Origin of the sequence: Desulfotomaculum sp. (assembly GCA_003513005.1) — a bacterium.
GTDB lineage: Bacteria > Bacillota > Desulfotomaculia > Desulfotomaculales > Nap2-2B > 46-80.
This window is the reverse complement of record DOTD01000017.1, coordinates 21,592-37,228: the sequence shown is the minus strand read 5'-3', so window position 1 is coordinate 37,228 and position 15,637 is coordinate 21,592. Positions and strand designations below refer to the sequence as shown.

The following is a 15,637-nucleotide window of genomic DNA, read 5'->3' as shown; positions in this document are numbered from 1 at the left end:
AAGGAGGTTCGAACAAATGAAGCGGATTGTTGTGGCAGTAGACGGTTCCGAAAGTTCCTTAAGAGCGGTCAGCCATGCTCTACAGTTAAAGAAACTCAGTTCACATGTGCATGTAACTGCACTTTATATTGGCCCGTCATGTTACGATCTTTTTCCTGAGCCCGGAGCTTTTTCGGGGTTTCAACAAAAGGAACTGGACAAGGAAATTGAGTCAAGAGCAAATGAGGTATTTAAAAAAATTGACAAGATCACAGGTCATAAAGGCTCAATTATTGAAAAGGCTATCAGCCGCGGCGATGCGGCTGCCGCAATAAGCAAGTTTGCGGTGGAAGGCGGTTTTGACCTTGTAGTTATAGGATTCCACGGATATGAAGAGGATGAAGGTTCAAAATTCTGGCTTGGCGGAGTTTGCTATAAAGTTTTGCATATGTGCCAGTGTCCTGTAACCGTTATAAAATAAATACCTGTGTATTTTCTTATGCCGTACAAGTTGCCTTCAATCAACCTTTAGATTATAACCGTCCCAAGAGACAACCTGTTCCGCGGGGGAGGAAATTCTGCGGGATAACCGGTTGGAAGAAGGGCTACCACGGATATATTATTTCCCCAGCCGAAAATACTTTTTATATTCCTTTCTTCAAATAGCCTTACCCAGCAGGTACCAAGTCCAAAATCCAAAGCCCTTAACACAATATGCTCTATTGCTATGGCAGTGTTCAGGGCAATTCTAACTCCAATTTCTTCGAAGTTCATTTTGCTTACGTTGTTAATACGATCCAGGACGACCTCGACTACATTTTCATCTACCGCTTTGATCCTCCCAAGGTCCTGTGTTCCGGAAACACTTCCGTCCAGATAACCGTTTATGTCCACGCAACAGACAAATACAACAGGTGCGCCGGCAATAAATGCCTGGTTAAAAGCAGCCTGCGACAATTTCAGCCGCGTCTTTTCATCCTTAACAATCTTGAAACGCCAGGGTTGAGCATTACAGGCCGAGGGCGCCAGTCTGGCTGAATCCAACAACGCGTCAATCTGTTCCCGAGGAACAGGATCGGGCTTGAACTTTCTGATGCTGCGTCTTTGTTCGATTGCTTCCTTGGTCGTGAGCAATTTTACCTTCCCTTTCTTATTTATACAATTGACCATCTTTATTATACATTATTTTTCTATTTCCAACTTAACAAAAAAGCTGGTTTTATTATGCTAGATTAACTTTTATATGTTATTATTGATGCGTTAATGTTCTTTAATTTTATTGGAGGTGATTATTGCCGGATTTTTCCGGTTAAACCAATGGAGAAAACTTTCGTAATGATTAAACCCGAAGGATTACAACGAGGAGTGGCGGGAGAAATAATCGCCAGACTAGAAAATAAAGGTTTGAAAATGGTTGCCATGAAAATGCTTGTTATTTCCGAGGACCTGGCAAAAAGACATTACGGAGAACACATCGGCAAGCCTTTTTTTGAAAACCTGGTCAAATATATAACCTGCGGTCCTGTTATCGCCATGGTACTTGAAGGCAAAAACGCAGTAAGCACTGTACGCGCCATGATGGGGTCCACGGATCCTTTAAAGGCTGAACAGGGAACAATCAGGGCAATTTACGGTATGGATATGGGCAGAAATATTATCCATGGCTCAGATTCACTGGCCAGCGCCGATAGGGAAATCGGCAACTTTTTTAAGACAGAAGAATTAATCGATTACACAAGGAGTATTGAACCCTGGATTTATGAATAGAAACAGATACTTTAAAAAGGAGGATCATAGATTATGATACTGCGCCTGGGTCTGCCTAAAGGCAGCCTCCAGGAAGCTACTTTTATTCTATTCAAGAGAGCGGGATTCAACATCAAGCTTCCCGACCGTTCATACTACCCTGTCATAGATGATCCGGAACTTGAAATAATGCTTATGCGCGCCCAGGAGATCCCCCGTTATGTAAGCGATGGTGTTTTGGACGCCGGCCTAAGCGGCTATGACTGGATAATGGAGAACAGCGCTGATGTAATTGAAGTAGCTGAACTGGTTTACTCAAAAAACACACCTAATCCAATCCGTTTGGCGCTTGCTGTGGCCAAAGACAGTGAAATAAAAGAAATAAAAGACTTACAGGGTAAACGTATCGCCACCGAATTGGTACAGGTGACCAGGCGTTTCCTGTCCGATCATAATGTGCAGGCGACAATAGAATTTTCGTACGGAGCTACAGAAGTAAAAGTGCCTGAATTGGTTGACGCAATAGCTGATATAACGGAAACGGGCAGTTCTCTTCAAGCAAATAACCTTCGTATAATTGCAACGATTCTTCAATCGACCCCTCGCCTGCATGCCAGCAGGATGGCCTGGGATGATCCCTGGAAAAAGGAAAAGCTTCAGAATCTTGCGGTTTTACTGGAAGGCGCCTTAAGAGCTGATGATAAAGTAGGACTAAAAATGAACGTTCCGGGAGAAAAGCTTGATGAAGTCCTAAAGGTTTTGCCATCTATGAGGCATCCGACTGTTTCCAAGTTGGTTAACAGCGACTGGGTGGCGATAGAAGTCGTCCTGAATGAAAAAAAGGTCCGTGAATTGGCGCCGGCATTAAAGAAAATCGGCGCTCATGATATCATTGAATACCCCTTGAACAAAGTAATCCCTTAGCTAAAATAAATAATTTTTTTTATTGCATCACTTAAAGCAAAACAAGGGAATATTAGTAATTGGGGCAGTTTAACAAGGAGGCGCCAAATTGATACCTTTACGCGACAGCCTCAGGGCACGGCACAAACCATACGTAAACTGGCTGCTGATTATTATTAATTTTATAGTTTTTTTCGGCTATCTAGGTTTGTCCCAGAACGGACTGGAAGAACTTTACTTTCGGTATGGGGTTGTTCCTATAAGGGTTGTTCACCTTCTGCAAACAGGAGCATCCTGGCATCTCGTAATTATTCCCTTTATCACAGCTATGTTTTTACATGGCGGTTGGCTGCATATCATTGGTAATATGTGGTACTTATTCATATTTGGTGATAACGTAGAAGATCTTCTCGGACACTCGCGTTACCTGCTTTTTTACCTGATCACAGGTGTTATCGGGAGTCTTGCCCACGTTTTGGCGAACGCCGGTTCACCTGTTCCTATAGTTGGCGCAAGCGGCGCAATTGCCGGTGTTTTGGGCGGATATTTCCTTCTGTTCCCAAGTGCGCGAATTCTTTCTCTGGCGCCTTTTTTTATCTTTTTCCTGGTTGAGATTCCTGCAGTTTTTTTTCTTGCCTTCTGGTTCATCCTGCAGTTGGTTAACGGCGCCGTTTCGTTAGGCGGAGTCGCCAACCCCGTGGCGTGGATAGCCCATGTCGGAGGCTTTCTCGCAGGCGCTGTATTGATCAAACTGTTTGCCCCAAGGCATTCAAATAGCCTGCCGCGTTAAAAATTCAGGCGCTTAAGCCTGCAGTTCCGATAAGCTCTTCCTCACATTGTCAAGAGCAAGATTAAAAAAATCGTTAAAATCATCTGCAATTAACTCAACGGCCTTAAAAATCAATCCGGTTACTCTTGGTACATCAATATGGATTCTGTGACGTGTGTACATTTGCATGTCATAGCGGGCAGCCAAAGATTCGGCGCTGATTTTCGAGATTTCTATATAATTAAAGAAATTTTGGATGCGGTTTTGAAACTTGTTTGGCTCTGTGGCATAAAAACGGGACATATATTTGCTTACTTCTAAAACCATAACCTCATTTGCGAAAGCGGATTCAAGCGCCGTGCTGCAAAAACTGTTGTTGATATACAGTTCTATACCCATTTCAATGATATTATGTGACTTCCACCAGCCCATTGATGCCGGTAAATTACATGCTTCGATAGTCTCGTCAACTATCAAGCGTCCTTTTTCAAAACAGTAACCGCGTTCATAAGAAAGAAATCTTTCATCTCCATAATAATCGAGTCCTTTTGGATCTATACCGTGTGTAATTACACCCATGACAAACTCATTCAATTCCCCTATTTCTTGAAGAAAAAGAAGCATGTCAACTCCTCTTCCATGTGATTCATTCCTGTCGTTATATAAACCTGCTGCAATATCAGGAAAGATACTTCCCAGAACTAAAGCATCAGACAAAAATCCAAAGAGTTTATGCGCAAAGAAAACATGCGTCTGAGGGTACATAAGAATACCTCCAAGAAAGCCATTCATTTTTTAAAACAGGCCTGTCACTTTACCGGTATTTACATCAACATCTATTCTCCTGAACGCGGGATCGGAACCAGTACCCGGCATGAGGCTGATTGCGCCTGTTATCGGGCAGAAGATGCCTGCCCCGGCGAATACCATTACGTCCCGTACAGGAAGCATCCAGTTTTTAGGGACTCCCTTAAGGTCAGGATCGTGGGAGAGGCTCAAGTGGGATTTGACCATAACCGTAGAATAATCCTTCATCCCGGGATCGGCTTCAAATCGCTTCGCTTTGACTTCCGCTTCCGGCACCCAACTTACTCCGTCAGCGCCGTACACCTCTTTGGCGATTACTTCAACTCTTTTACGCAGCGGCATTGAAAGAGGATAGAGGTATTTAAAGTTGACCTCTTCGTTGCAGGCGTCTATTACCGCGTCGGCCAACTCCAGAGCCCCGTCGCCGCCTTTCAGCCAATGCTCCGAAAAGGCGCACCGGACCCCGGCTTGCTCGGCAAAACGGCGCACCAGCCTAATTTCTTCTTTTGTATCTGTTTCAAATGCATTTATACAGACTACAGGATTAACCCCTGACTTCTTTACAATCTCTATATGGTGCAACAGATTCGGTATACCTTTTTCCAGAAGTTGCAAATCTTCTTCCTTATACTCAGCGGGAAGAGGCCGGCCGGGGATCACCTTCGGCCCGCCGCCATGCATTTTTAAAGCTCTGACACTGACCGTAATAACCGATACGTTGGGGATAAGGCCGCTGTGCCTGCACTTTACGTTCCAGAACTTCTCAAAACCTATATCTGCGCCAAAACCGCTCTCCGTTACATGGTAGTCAAACATTTTTAAGCCAATCCGGTCTGCGATGATTGAAGACTGGCCAAGGGCAATATTTGCGGACGGTCCTGCATGAACCAGGCAGGGCTGGTATTCAACAGTACAAAGGAGGTTCGGGTTAATTGTATTCCTCATCCATGCGCACATTGCGCCGGCTACTTCAAGATCCTCCGTAGTGACAGGGGCGCCGTTTTTGTCATAGGCTACTATTATCTTGCCAAGCCTTTCACGCAGGTCCTTTAAATCATTGACAACGGCAAGGATGGCCATTAATTCGGAATTTACCGCCATGCCAAATTTTGAAGCCATCATATATCCGTCCATTCTGCCGCCGATACCCATGACTATATTACGCAGGCCCTGGGCGCAGAAATCAACAGCCCATCCCATTTCTACCCTTGTCGGATCAATGCTGAGCCTTTTCAGGTTCCGCAAGGCAAGTTCGTAGTCATTGTAGTTTCTTTCATGCTGCATGCGGGCGTTTAGCGCTACCATGGCCAGGTTGTGGGCGTTCATCAGATCGTTAATATCGCCTGTAAGCCCCATCGAAAATTCTGTCATGGGAATAAGAAGGGAATTCCCTCCCCCGGCTGCAGTTCCTTTGATATTCATGGTAGGTCCGCCGGACGGCTGCCGGACGCAGCCTCCCGCCAGCTTGCCTCTTTTTCCCAGTCCTTCTAAAAGGCCCATGCAAGTTGTCGTTTTGCCTTCCCCAAGCGGGGTGGGATTAATAGCGGTAATTTGTATGTACTTGCCACAGGGTTTGCGGCCAAGGCGGTTAATGATTTTCATTGAATCAAGTTTGCAGATGCGGCCGTAAGTGATAATTTCATCTTTTTTAAGTCCTAAACGTTCCTGCCACTCGGAAGCTGTCGGTAAATTCTTTTCAGCTTCCAGGGCAATCTCCCAATCTGCCATTTTCATTACGTCATAAACCATTCCAGTATCCTCTTCCTTTTCTTAATTATATCTTTTTAATCATAGTTCCTATTGTTTTTTTATCTTTCTATATTTTATATCATATTTTTTGTTTGGTTTGGTAAACAGGAAGGTAAAAAATATAAGCTTAGCGCAATAAACTAAACAAGCTTAAGATTATATCCAAAAGAAACAACAAAACTATGGCCAGTTCCAGCAGCATTGACTGCTGGTTGATCAGCCGGCCGCTAAGCATTGAATAGCTCTGCATAATTACAGCGCTTTTCTGCTTAATGCTTTCAAGCCATGTCCTGGTACGGAATATCGACAGCGCTGCGCCGTATATTCTTGCATAGAATATGTTGTTAGATCTGAAACATATGATTCCTTCCTGAAATAGTAAAATGTGTTTTTTATAATGCATCCGGTTGTCATAACTTCTCTGGTAGTTTATAATTAAAAAAAGCGGGGGGGATATTTTTTGTCGAAAGTTGTTGATTTAGGCAAAGAAACCTATCAAATTGATATTTATGAAGGAGGAAAGCCGGAAAGAACTTCCGTATATCTGATTAGGGGCGACAAAACCGCTTTAGTAGAGGTTGGCGCTTCATCCTGTACGGAAAACTTGCTTTCCGGACTAAATTCCTTAAATATTTCCCTTCCTAATATAGACTATATTATTTTAACTCATATCCATATTGACCATGCGGGCGGAGCTGGAACTTTTATTAAGAAGACACCCAATGCCCGTTTAATGGTGCATCCGCGAGGCGCCGGGCATTTAATGAATCCAACGCGGCTAGTCGAAGGAACAAGAGCGGCATATACAGTATATGATAACTGTTTTGATCAGGTTTTTGGGCAGGTTGAGCCTGTAGAAGAGGGATTTATATATACCCCTGAAGAAGGCGAACAGCTTGATTTAGGAAAAGACAGGGTATTAACTTTTTATTATACACCCGGACATGCCCGTCATCATATGGCAATTTACGATAACTTGACCAGGGGCCTTTTTTGCGGCGACGCTCTGGGCGCAGTATATAAGCCGCTGTCAAGAATAATCGGACGTGATTTTGTTATTCCGGCTACTCCACCTTCCGAATTTGATCCCGCAGAAGGAATTGACGTATGTGATATGGTCGGCGGGCTTGCGCCGGAAGTGCTCTATTTTTCACACTTTGGGATTTCGAAAAATATCAGTTACATTCTCGAACGAAACCGCCAGCTTCTGCAGCAGTTTACCAGCGCCGCCGGAAGGATAATATTATCGGAGAACGGATCGGTTAAAGATATTGAAGAAGAACTTTGGCAACTTATAAGTATGCAGATACCGGATTTCAGCAATCTTGATCTTCGTGAGTTTATTCCGCTTATTGATATACAGCTTTGCGCCGAGGGTGTAGTTGATTATTTAAAAAGAAAGGCGCGAAAGTAAGCTTTCCGAAGCAAACCACACTGCTGTACTGCTGGTGCTTAAGCATCAGAGCGAGCGTTGAAATACTGTGACTACGCCAGGATAGTTACTATAACCGAAAGAGGCTGCTAGTAATGAAGGACAAATACTCCAGAGAAATTGACTATTTGCGTATATCGGTTACAGATCGCTGCAATCTGCGCTGCATGTATTGCATGCCTGAAAAAGGTATCGATATCGTTTCTCATAATGACATTTTAAGTCTGGAAGAGATCGCCAGAGTAGTTCAAGCATCGACACTCGTTGGTGTAAAAAAGATCCGGTTAACCGGAGGAGAACCTCTAATCCGCAGAGGAATCAGTCTGCTGATCAACAGGATTAATTCAATGCCTGAAATAGACGATCTTGCCCTGACAACCAACGGAATCCTCTTTGCCGAACAGGCTGAAGAGCTTAAACAGGCCGGTCTTAAAAGAGTAAATTTCAGTTTGGACAGTTTGCGAAAGGATCGCTTTAAGTTTATTACACGCGGGGGAAACCTGGACAAGGTTTGGGAATCAATTGAAGCAGCAATAAGATTAGATATCAAACCTGTAAAAATAAATACGGTATTAATCAGGGACTTTAACGACGATGAGATTATTCAATTTGCAGGTTTAACTATGGAAAAGCCCCTGCATATCCGTTTTATAGAACTAATGCCCATCGGAACCTCACAGGCATGGGCAAGCGGACGTTTTATTCCTGCTCAGGAAGTGAAGGATATAATCGAAATAAAACTGGGGCGTTTGGACAGAATACAAAAACCAAAAGGAAACGGGCCTGCCCAATATTACCACTTTAAAGGGGCAACCGGCACTATCGGATTTATTTCTGCTATAAGCGAGCATTTTTGCAGCAAATGCAACCGTTTGCGGCTCACGTCCACCGGCGGTTTGAGGCCGTGCCTGTACTCGGACGGCGAGGCAGATATAAAAACGGCTTTAAGATGTGGAGCCTCATTAAAAACGCTCTCGGAAATTATCGCAAATTCAGTACAGAACAAACCAAAAAAGCATTCAGAAATTGATCTGGGCGCCTACAGATCTATGATGTATCAAATAGGAGGGTAGCGCCGAATTGAATAAAGAATCTGACTCGAAAGATCCAAAACTGACCCATTTTGACAGTGACGGCCAGGCTCGAATGGTAGATGTCAGCAAAAAGGAAAATACTTTCCGCGAGGCAATTGCACGCTGTGAAATAAGAATGCTGCCCGAGACCTGGCAGTTGATTAAAAAGGGAGGCATGGCCAAAGGAGATGTGCTTGGAGTGGCCCGTTTGGCTGGGATTATGGGCGCAAAGAGGACCGGACACATGATTCCCCTGGCGCACCCGATTACATTAACCGGTGTAGATATATATTTTAAGATGATTGAACCGCAAACTGTGGAGGTAGAAGCAAGGGTGCATACGGTTGGGAAAACAGGTGTTGAAATGGAGGCTCTGACAGCCGCTTCTGTATCGGCGTTGACTATTTATGATATGTGCAAGGCAGTCGATCGTGCAATGATAATTGATAACCTTTGTTTGATTTTTAAAGCAGGCGGCAAAAGCGGAGAATTTAAAAGAGAGGAATAATAAAAGCATATTAAGAAAGATTAAGAAAGGTGGTTGAAATTATGGCCGGGATAATCAGGGCTGTCTGCATAAGTACCGGAAGGGGAACTTCCAAGACAGACGTTGGGAAAGGAAATTTAATTGCCGGGCACGGAATTGAAGGTGATGGGCATACAGGGACATGGCGCCGGCAGGTCAGTATGCTGCCCATGGAAAGCATCAGAAAAGTACAGGAGTTGGGGTTAATGGATATCAAACCCGGTGACTTTGCTGAAAACTTGACGATTGAGGGTTTGAACTTCGAAGACCTTACAATCGGGAAACGTATTAAGATAGGCTCTTCAGCCATAGGCGAAGTAACTCAAATAGGCAAGGAATGCCATAGAGAATGTGAAATCCGCCGTAAGTTAAATGACTGTATTATGCCAAGGGAAGGAGTATTTCTCCGTATACATACCGGCGGCCCCGTGCAGACTGGAGATCCTGTTGAAGTGCTATGAAACACTGCAGATCAACCCCCCTCGTATTGTGCGTAGTAGGGTCACAGAATGCAGGCAAGACGACATTAGTGGAAAAGCTAATTGCAGAATATAAGAGGCAGGGTTTTAGAGTCGGAACAGTAAAACATCATCATATCGGAGATTTTGAAATTGATTACCCCGGGAAAGATAGCTGGAGGCACTCCCAGGCCGGAGCTGATGTTGTTTTTCTTTCTTCTTTTTTTAAAGCGGCAATGATTAAAAAGGTGGAACAGGAGTTGCTCCTGGAGCAAATTGTAGATTTGATGGGTGAAGTTGACATTGTGCTTGCCGAAGGGTATAAAGAATCGAACAGGCCCAAAATCCTCGTCTGCAGCGGCGATCCCGCACGGCAGGCAGATCCTGCGCCTGAAGTAATCTGTACTGTGGGTCATTGCGACAATTTCAAGGACATACCAGCCTTTGAACCGGATGACGTTCAGGGACTGGTTAATTTTTTGCAGCCTTTTCTCAAGGAGTGAGTATTTTGCGTGCTTTTATTGATTTTCTGGAGAACGTCAAACGGGAGGGAATTGCTCCCGTTTACTTATTATATGGGCAGGAGGATTATCTGCGCAGGCAGGCCATTGAGGAATTAAAGAGACGTATCCTGACGGAAGAAAGCGCACAGTTTAATTTTGATTATGTTGACGGCGAGGAGACTGAAGTTAGAGATATAGTCTCACTGTCTGAAACACCGCCTTTTTTCTCAGGGCTAAGACTTGTTGTCGTCCACCATTCGCCGTATTTTGCGCCGCCCAAAAGACAACGCGCAGAATCGCACGGGAAGGATGATCCGGACATTTCTGGTCCGAAAGAACAGGAAGGCATTGTAGCGCCCGGAGATCAAGTTCTAATAAAATACTTGGAAAACCCTTGTAAAACAACCTGCCTGATTTTCGATGCCGGTCAGAAGGTTGACCAGCGGAAAAAGATCTTAAAAATAATCAGCAAAAAGGGACATTTAATTGAGTTCAATTACTTGACAACGGCCGAGTTGTTCAGATGGTTAACCAGGCGGTGTGACAGGATAGGTAAAACTATGTCGCCCGAGTGTGTGGAACTATTTATCAACCGTTTGGGAAAAAGCATGTACACACTGGAAAATGAACTTAACAAGCTCATCTTCTACACTGGGAGCCGGAATGATATAACCGGGGAGGATATTCTTAAAATTACGTCGCCGCACGCAGAGGAAAACATATTTGAAATGGTTGATGCTATAGGCGAACGCGAATCAAGAAAAGGACTTAAAGGGCTGAGAGAGCTTTTAGAAGCCGGTTACAATTTTGCATACATTTCTTATATGGTGGCAAGGCAGTTCAGACTGATTCTGCAGGCTCATGAACTGGCCAGACAGGGGAACAGAGGAGCACAATTAAGCAAGTCTCTAGGAGTTCAAGCCTTTGCAGCCAAAAAGATATTGGCTCAAAGCTATAACTTTAAACCTGCTCAGGTTAAAGAAATTCTTGAAAAGCTTCTAGAGCTGGATCTAAGTGTAAAAACAGGGGGACAGGATTTCTATTCCGCCATGGAAATGTTTATTATAGAATGTGTTTCTAAACTTGTTTAACCTACTTTTTTATTAAACGCACGCATCAGACGGGATTTCTTACGGGCAGCGTTATTTTTATGGAGGATCCCTTTAGATACTGCCTTATCAATTATAACAACTGCTTTCCTTAATGCTGATCTATTCTCTTCCTCGGTTGCAGTCGCAAGACCGTTTTCAAACTTCCTGATAAAAGTACGCAAATTTGATTTTATACTTGCGTTGCGAAGTGTGCGGTTCTCGATTATCTTAATCCTTTTTTTAGCTGTTTTTGTATTTGCCAACTATTCTTCACCTCCCAATGAGAGTCATTTTAACATGCGTTAATAAAAAAAGCAACCTGCCAGGACTGTATAGAACATCTTTTTTTTGTTTATCCTAAAGATGATCTTTTTTATAAGGAGGTGAATAAAAATGCAATGGGTTGGTCTAATCGTCCGTTTTGTTGTTTCTGCTCTTGTACTAATCGTTGTTAGCTGGCTTTCCCCCGGATTTGTAGTTAAGGGAGGCTTTGTCGGCGCCATTGTAGCCGCTGTTGTAATAGCGCTGTTAGGATACCTTGCCGAAGCAATCCTGGGAGACAGGGTGAGTCCGCAGAGCAAAGGAATTGTAGGTTTTATAGTAGCAGCAATTGTGATTTACCTGGCCCAGTTTATAATTCCAGGTTTCCTTAGTGTGAACCTGGTTGGCGCCTTGATTTCGGCATTTATTATCGGACTTATTGATGCAGTTGTACCTACGGTTTTACGTTAACGACGAGGTTACGATGATGAAGATTCATCAGCAAAGGGAGATCAATGTCTTAAGTAATAAGGGATCAGGGATTTCACACCTGGTCCCTTTTGTCTTTCACATAAATGTCCCTTTTTAGGCATATCATTTTCTAGGAAAACACTGGAAAGGGGCCTTCGCTGTGTTCTTCCTTGTCTTTGCCCGAAATGCTGTAATTCGTTTATCTGTTATATTAGCCATTTTCTCTTTATTATTCTTGACAGGCAATAGATTTAACTCTTTTATAGTCAACAGGCAAATAAATCCTTATAATTTCTTTTCTTTAAGCGACAATATTGCCGAATGGCTGCTTTGGGCAGCGTCTCCTTTGATCTTTCAAAAAAATGACGGCAATGGTGCGCTTTCCTGGAGAAGCTTTGAACCTGAGTTTCTCCTGCAATCGGAAATACCTCTTTTAGCCTTTATAAAACCGGATGAAATTGTAGAAACGGATTCAACTGAACCCGCAGTTACAATACCGGATGAAAACCCTTTAATTGAATTGCAGCCCCTAACCGGCCGGAATACAGTCTTTATTTACCACACCCATACCGGTGAGACTTATACCTTGACGGACGGTATGGATAGGCTTGAGGGTAAATGTGGTGGTGTTGTAACCGCCGGCTCAACCGTTAAAGAAGTTCTGGAAAATAATTACGGTCTAAAAGTCATTCACAGTGTTAAGATCCATGATCGGCAGTATGCTGTTTCCTACAGGGAATCAGAAAAGACTGTCCGTAATTTCTTATCCGATAATCCAAAGGTTTCCGTAATAATTGACATTCACCGGGACGCGGGAAAATCACGCAAGAACAGCCTGGTCAAAATAAACGGCCAGCAAATAGCTCCGCTTTGCTTCATTGTTGGTTCTGATTCCAGGCAGCCTTTTCCAAACTGGAAGGATAATTATCAATTCGCAAGCCATCTGTCGAAGAAACTGGACGAAAAGTACCCGGGCCTTTGTCTTGGAGTACGTATCAGTAAGGGAAGGTATAACCAGTTCTTACATCCCAGATCCATCCTGGTAGAAATCGGGAGCGCCAGTAATTCCACAGAGGAAGCGGTTGCGACAGCCCGTTTATTTGCTGATGTTCTGGGCGATGAAATTTCGGGCGGCGACTAAATATTAACAGGATAGTCAAAAATAAATATATCAGGATAACGGAGGAAGATATTGCTTAATCAGAGAAAATTCTTATTTATTATTATATCGGGCATCCTTATTGGAACTGTCTCGTACGGCCTGCATCAATCTTTGAAATGTTTTAACGATGCCGTGGGAGATCCTGATCCTTTCCGTTTTGCAGCAATGGTAAAATTATCACCGCTGGAGTACCACTTTGAAGTAATGGGCAGGGATTTTGAGATAAATGTTGACAGGACCTGGTTAAGGAGATGAGATGTAAAAAGCCTTAAATAGTTTTCTTGCTAAATTATTACGGCTTGTTCTGCTTGTCCAGTTCTAATATAATTATAAAGGACAAGTTTTTTTATGCTTAATAAAAGATAAAGATTTTATGTGTTTTTTTGAATAATGGTTTGATTTTTTATTTAATCAAATGGAGGCGCCTGATCTGGCCAAAGAACCAAAGTTGACCGTTATTCCGTTAGGCGGCTTGGGTGAGATAGGTAAAAACATAATGGCAATCAAGCTGGGTGAAGATATCCTGGTTGTTGATTGTGGCCTTATGTTTCCCGAAGAAGAGCTTTTAGGAATTGATGTAGTGATCCCTGATATCAGCTATCTTTTGGAAAACAGAAATTCTGTCCGTGGAATTGTATTGACACACGGACACGAGGATCATATCGGGGCTTTGCCTTATCTGTCCAAACAACTTGATGTTCCTATTTTCGGAACTAAGCTTACTTTGAGTTTGCTTGAGGGCAAGCTCAAGGAACAGGGTATTGCAGACGGAGCCTGCTTAAAAGTAGTCAAACCGAGGGATTCAGTTGTAATCGGGCCTTTTAAGGTCGAGTTTATCAGAGTTTCTCATAGTGTACCGGACGCTGTGGCAATAGCAATCCACACCCCTGTAGGAGTTCTGGTACACACAGGGGATTTTAAAATCGACCATACACCGGTAGACGGACAGGTGACTGATTTATTTCAATTGGCCAGACTTGGTGAAAAAGGCGTTTTAGTACTTATGTCCGACAGCACCAATGTTGAGCGGCCCGGTTACACCATGTCTGAGAGCCTTATCGGCAATACTTTTGACGAGACCTTCCGGCACGCAAAAGAAAGAATAATTATTGCCACATTCGCTTCAAATATACACCGTCTGCAACAGGCAATAACAACTGCCTTTAATTACGGGCGTAAAGTAGCCGTAATTGGCCGGAGTATGGTCAATGTTATCTCTATTGCCAGTGAATTGGGGTATCTTATTATACCGGAAGGCACACTTGTTGAACTTGATGAGGCAGGCAAACTCCCAAGCAACAAGGTCGTTTTTTTAAGCACAGGCAGTCAGGGTGAACCAATGTCCGCGTTAACCAGAATGGCATGGGGTGACCACCGTCAGGTTGATATTCTTCCCGGTGATACAGTAATAATTTCTGCAGCCCCAATCCCGGGAAATGAAAAACTGGTCTCCAGGGTTATTGATTTGTTATTTAAGAAGGGAGCCCATGTTATCCATGAAAATATCTCGGGTGTTCATGTAAGCGGTCATGCCAGCCAGGAGGAACTCCGGTTGATGATTAACCTTATTAAACCGAAATTTTTCGTGCCCATTCATGGCGAATACCGCATGCTGATCAAACATGCAGAACTGGCCCAAAGCATGGGAATTCCAGCGTCAAGAGTCTTTATTATTGAAAATGGCCAGGCGCTGGAATTTACACATCGTTCAGGAAGGTTAGCCGGCAGGGTTTCATCCGGTCGTGTGCTGGTCGACGGCCTTGGAATAGGTGACGTAGGAAATGTTGTTTTACGTGATCGCAAACAACTTTCTCAGGATGGTATTTTAATAGTTGTTGTTACTATTGACAGAGAAACTGGTTTGATTATGGCGGGACCAGATATTGTATCCCGCGGTTTTGTTTATGTACGGGAGTCAGAACAATTGATGGACGAAGCACGGGAAAGGGTAAAAAATGCTCTGGATAATTGTTTTGAACAGGGGTTTTCAGAACGGGGGGCAATCAAATCTCAGGTCAGGGAAACTCTGAATAAATTTCTTTATGAAAAAACCAGAAGGCGGCCAATGGTCTTACCGATTATAATGGAAATATGATTAATAAGGTCTTTCATCCGCAAAATTCCTATTTTCGTAATATATAAGAGCGCGCTTACCTATCGCTTTACTCACCCAGTAATTTATCCCTCCTGTGAACAACAACCCTAAAAATGGAATAATCCGAATCAGTCCTACCCGTGCGGTACTCCTTACTCCAAGAGAGATAAGCGCTCGTTCGGTCATTTCATTTAATGTTTCTTTTGTTAACGCTGCTACAACGGATTGGGATATTTTACTACCGGCGCTGCCTGTGCCGGTAGCTATTAAAAATGCCCAAAAAGCTTCTTTCTGAAAAGCCCTGCCGGTTAAATCACGATCAAATACTGCGGCAATTTCAACGACCATCGTAGCTAACAGATAAGTGAATAATAAAATGTCTATCGCCGCGCCTCCGAGAAGGGAAATTAAGGAGCCGGCCCCGGGGACCAGAGCGGGAAGAGCGGTAATTATACCAACCAAAGCACACTTTAAACACTTTTCACTCGTAATAATACCGGCAATTTCACGATTTGATAGATCAGGATGATTTTGCTTGAGAGAATTGATCTTCTGCCTTATCTGATCAGCCCTTGGTGAAACAAAAGGGTTAAAGCCCAACATGATCCCCAC

At 43.5% G+C, this 15,637-nt stretch carries 19 protein-coding genes and 1 pseudogene; 14 read left to right on the top strand and 6 right to left on the bottom strand.

What is annotated here, in order from left to right; all coding sequences use genetic code 11:
* Positions 1-16: 16 nt before the first annotated feature.
* Positions 17-460 (top strand): universal stress protein, encoded by a 444-nt coding sequence (locus tag DEH07_01675; GenBank protein HBY03261.1) that lies wholly within the window; start codon positions 17-19, stop codon positions 458-460.
* Between the two features lie 47 nt (positions 461-507).
* Here the strand turns inward: DEH07_01675 and DEH07_01670 are convergent, their stop codons facing one another.
* Positions 508-1,149, bottom strand: coding sequence for a nitroreductase (locus DEH07_01670; protein ID HBY03260.1), 642 nt, complete (start codon positions 1,147-1,149; stop codon positions 508-510).
* Between the two features lie 147 nt (positions 1,150-1,296).
* Between DEH07_01670 and DEH07_01665 the strand changes: the two genes are divergently transcribed.
* From DEH07_01665 to DEH07_01655, 3 genes are all read left to right on the top strand, one after another.
* The gene (locus DEH07_01665; protein ID HBY03259.1) at positions 1,297-1,746 is read left to right on the top strand and encodes a nucleoside-diphosphate kinase; all 450 of its coding nucleotides are present in this window, start codon (positions 1,297-1,299) and stop codon (positions 1,744-1,746) included.
* Between the two features lie 33 nt (positions 1,747-1,779).
* A complete protein-coding gene (locus tag DEH07_01660) occupies positions 1,780-2,649 on the top strand; it encodes an ATP phosphoribosyltransferase (protein HBY03258.1) in 870 nt (289 codons plus the stop codon).
* A gap of 88 nt (positions 2,650-2,737) precedes the next feature.
* Positions 2,738-3,418, top strand: a complete 681-nt coding sequence (locus DEH07_01655) for a rhomboid family intramembrane serine protease (protein HBY03257.1) — start codon at positions 2,738-2,740, stop codon at positions 3,416-3,418.
* A gap of 12 nt (positions 3,419-3,430) precedes the next feature.
* Here the strand turns inward: DEH07_01655 and DEH07_01650 are convergent, their stop codons facing one another.
* The 3 genes and pseudogenes from DEH07_01650 to DEH07_01640 form a co-directional block, all read right to left on the bottom strand.
* Positions 3,431-4,162, bottom strand: a complete 732-nt coding sequence (locus tag DEH07_01650; protein ID HBY03256.1) for a hypothetical protein — start codon at positions 4,160-4,162, stop codon at positions 3,431-3,433.
* A 30-nt stretch (positions 4,163-4,192) separates the two neighbouring features.
* The gene (locus DEH07_01645; protein ID HBY03255.1) at positions 4,193-5,953 is read right to left on the bottom strand and encodes a formate--tetrahydrofolate ligase; all 1,761 of its coding nucleotides are present in this window, start codon (positions 5,951-5,953) and stop codon (positions 4,193-4,195) included.
* Positions 5,954-6,080: 127 nt separating this feature from the next.
* Positions 6,081-6,296: pseudogene (locus DEH07_01640) on the bottom strand (hypothetical protein).
* 117 nt (positions 6,297-6,413) lie between these two features.
* Here DEH07_01640 and DEH07_01635 point away from each other — a divergent pair.
* The 6 genes from DEH07_01635 to holA all read left to right on the top strand — a co-directional run bounded on the left by DEH07_01635 (position 6,414) and on the right by holA (position 11,036).
* Positions 6,414-7,367: a hypothetical protein gene (locus DEH07_01635; protein HBY03254.1), complete on the top strand. Its 954-nt coding sequence runs from the start codon at positions 6,414-6,416 to the stop codon at positions 7,365-7,367.
* 113 nt (positions 7,368-7,480) lie between these two features.
* Positions 7,481-8,458 (top strand): GTP 3',8-cyclase MoaA, encoded by a 978-nt coding sequence (gene moaA / locus DEH07_01630; GenBank protein HBY03253.1) that lies wholly within the window; start codon positions 7,481-7,483, stop codon positions 8,456-8,458.
* A gap of 73 nt (positions 8,459-8,531) precedes the next feature.
* Complete coding sequence (gene moaC / locus DEH07_01625) at positions 8,532-8,966, top strand: cyclic pyranopterin monophosphate synthase MoaC (GenBank protein HBY03252.1); 435 nt, start codon at positions 8,532-8,534, stop codon at positions 8,964-8,966.
* Positions 8,967-9,007: 41 nt separating this feature from the next.
* On the top strand, positions 9,008-9,445 hold the full coding sequence (locus tag DEH07_01620; protein HBY03251.1) for an MOSC domain-containing protein: 438 nt from the start codon (positions 9,008-9,010) through the stop codon (positions 9,443-9,445).
* Complete coding sequence (gene mobB / locus DEH07_01615; protein HBY03250.1) at positions 9,442-9,945, top strand: molybdopterin-guanine dinucleotide biosynthesis protein B; 504 nt, start codon at positions 9,442-9,444, stop codon at positions 9,943-9,945. Before DEH07_01620 ends, mobB begins: the two co-directional genes overlap by 4 nt.
* Positions 9,942-11,036, top strand: coding sequence for a DNA polymerase III subunit delta (gene holA, locus DEH07_01610; GenBank protein ID HBY03249.1), 1,095 nt, complete (start codon positions 9,942-9,944; stop codon positions 11,034-11,036). The genes mobB and holA overlap by 4 nt, the downstream gene beginning before the upstream one ends.
* On the opposite strand, the gene DEH07_01605 is transcribed toward holA, so the two are convergent.
* Positions 11,033-11,299, bottom strand: coding sequence for a 30S ribosomal protein S20 (locus tag DEH07_01605; GenBank protein HBY03248.1), 267 nt, complete (start codon positions 11,297-11,299; stop codon positions 11,033-11,035). The two genes, holA and DEH07_01605, sit on opposite strands and share 4 nt — an antisense overlap.
* 130 nt (positions 11,300-11,429) lie before the next feature.
* Between DEH07_01605 and DEH07_01600 the strand changes: the two genes are divergently transcribed.
* The 4 genes from DEH07_01600 to DEH07_01585 all read left to right on the top strand — a co-directional run bounded on the left by DEH07_01600 (position 11,430) and on the right by DEH07_01585 (position 15,025).
* Positions 11,430-11,768, top strand: a complete 339-nt coding sequence (locus DEH07_01600) for a hypothetical protein (protein ID HBY03247.1) — start codon at positions 11,430-11,432, stop codon at positions 11,766-11,768.
* A 160-nt stretch (positions 11,769-11,928) separates the two neighbouring features.
* Positions 11,929-12,909 (top strand): stage II sporulation protein P, encoded by a 981-nt coding sequence (locus tag DEH07_01595; GenBank protein ID HBY03246.1) that lies wholly within the window; start codon positions 11,929-11,931, stop codon positions 12,907-12,909.
* Positions 12,910-12,960: 51 nt separating this feature from the next.
* Positions 12,961-13,185: a hypothetical protein gene (locus tag DEH07_01590; GenBank protein ID HBY03245.1), complete on the top strand. Its 225-nt coding sequence runs from the start codon at positions 12,961-12,963 to the stop codon at positions 13,183-13,185.
* Between the two features lie 175 nt (positions 13,186-13,360).
* The gene (locus DEH07_01585; GenBank protein ID HBY03244.1) at positions 13,361-15,025 is read left to right on the top strand and encodes a ribonuclease J; all 1,665 of its coding nucleotides are present in this window, start codon (positions 13,361-13,363) and stop codon (positions 15,023-15,025) included.
* Here the strand turns inward: DEH07_01585 and DEH07_01580 are convergent, their stop codons facing one another.
* Entirely contained in the window at positions 15,026-15,628 is a 603-nt protein-coding gene (locus DEH07_01580; protein HBY03243.1) for a hypothetical protein, read from the bottom strand.
* Between the last annotated feature and the right edge of the window lie 9 nt (positions 15,629-15,637).

What these genes read in the sequence shown, in the direction of transcription:
- DEH07_01675 (HBY03261.1), top strand. Translation starts at nt 17, where the DNA reads ATGAAGCGGATTGTTGTGGCAGTAGACGGTTCCGAAAGTTCCTTAAGA.
- mobB (HBY03250.1), top strand. Translation starts at nt 9,442, where the DNA reads ATGAAACACTGCAGATCAACCCCCCTCGTATTGTGCGTAGTAGGGTCA.
- DEH07_01650 (HBY03256.1), bottom strand. Translation starts at nt 4,162, where the DNA reads ATGTACCCTCAGACGCATGTTTTCTTTGCGCATAAACTCTTTGGATTT.
- DEH07_01665 (HBY03259.1), top strand. Translation starts at nt 1,297, where the DNA reads ATGGAGAAAACTTTCGTAATGATTAAACCCGAAGGATTACAACGAGGA.
- moaA (HBY03253.1), top strand. Translation starts at nt 7,481, where the DNA reads ATGAAGGACAAATACTCCAGAGAAATTGACTATTTGCGTATATCGGTT.
- DEH07_01600 (HBY03247.1), top strand. Translation starts at nt 11,430, where the DNA reads ATGCAATGGGTTGGTCTAATCGTCCGTTTTGTTGTTTCTGCTCTTGTA.
- DEH07_01660 (HBY03258.1), top strand. Translation starts at nt 1,780, where the DNA reads ATGATACTGCGCCTGGGTCTGCCTAAAGGCAGCCTCCAGGAAGCTACT.
- DEH07_01645 (HBY03255.1), bottom strand. Translation starts at nt 5,953, where the DNA reads ATGGTTTATGACGTAATGAAAATGGCAGATTGGGAGATTGCCCTGGAA.
- moaC (HBY03252.1), top strand. Translation starts at nt 8,532, where the DNA reads ATGGTAGATGTCAGCAAAAAGGAAAATACTTTCCGCGAGGCAATTGCA.
- DEH07_01620 (HBY03251.1), top strand. Translation starts at nt 9,008, where the DNA reads ATGGCCGGGATAATCAGGGCTGTCTGCATAAGTACCGGAAGGGGAACT.
- DEH07_01580 (HBY03243.1), bottom strand. Translation starts at nt 15,628, where the DNA reads ATGTTGGGCTTTAACCCTTTTGTTTCACCAAGGGCTGATCAGATAAGG.
- DEH07_01670 (HBY03260.1), bottom strand. Translation starts at nt 1,149, where the DNA reads ATGGTCAATTGTATAAATAAGAAAGGGAAGGTAAAATTGCTCACGACC.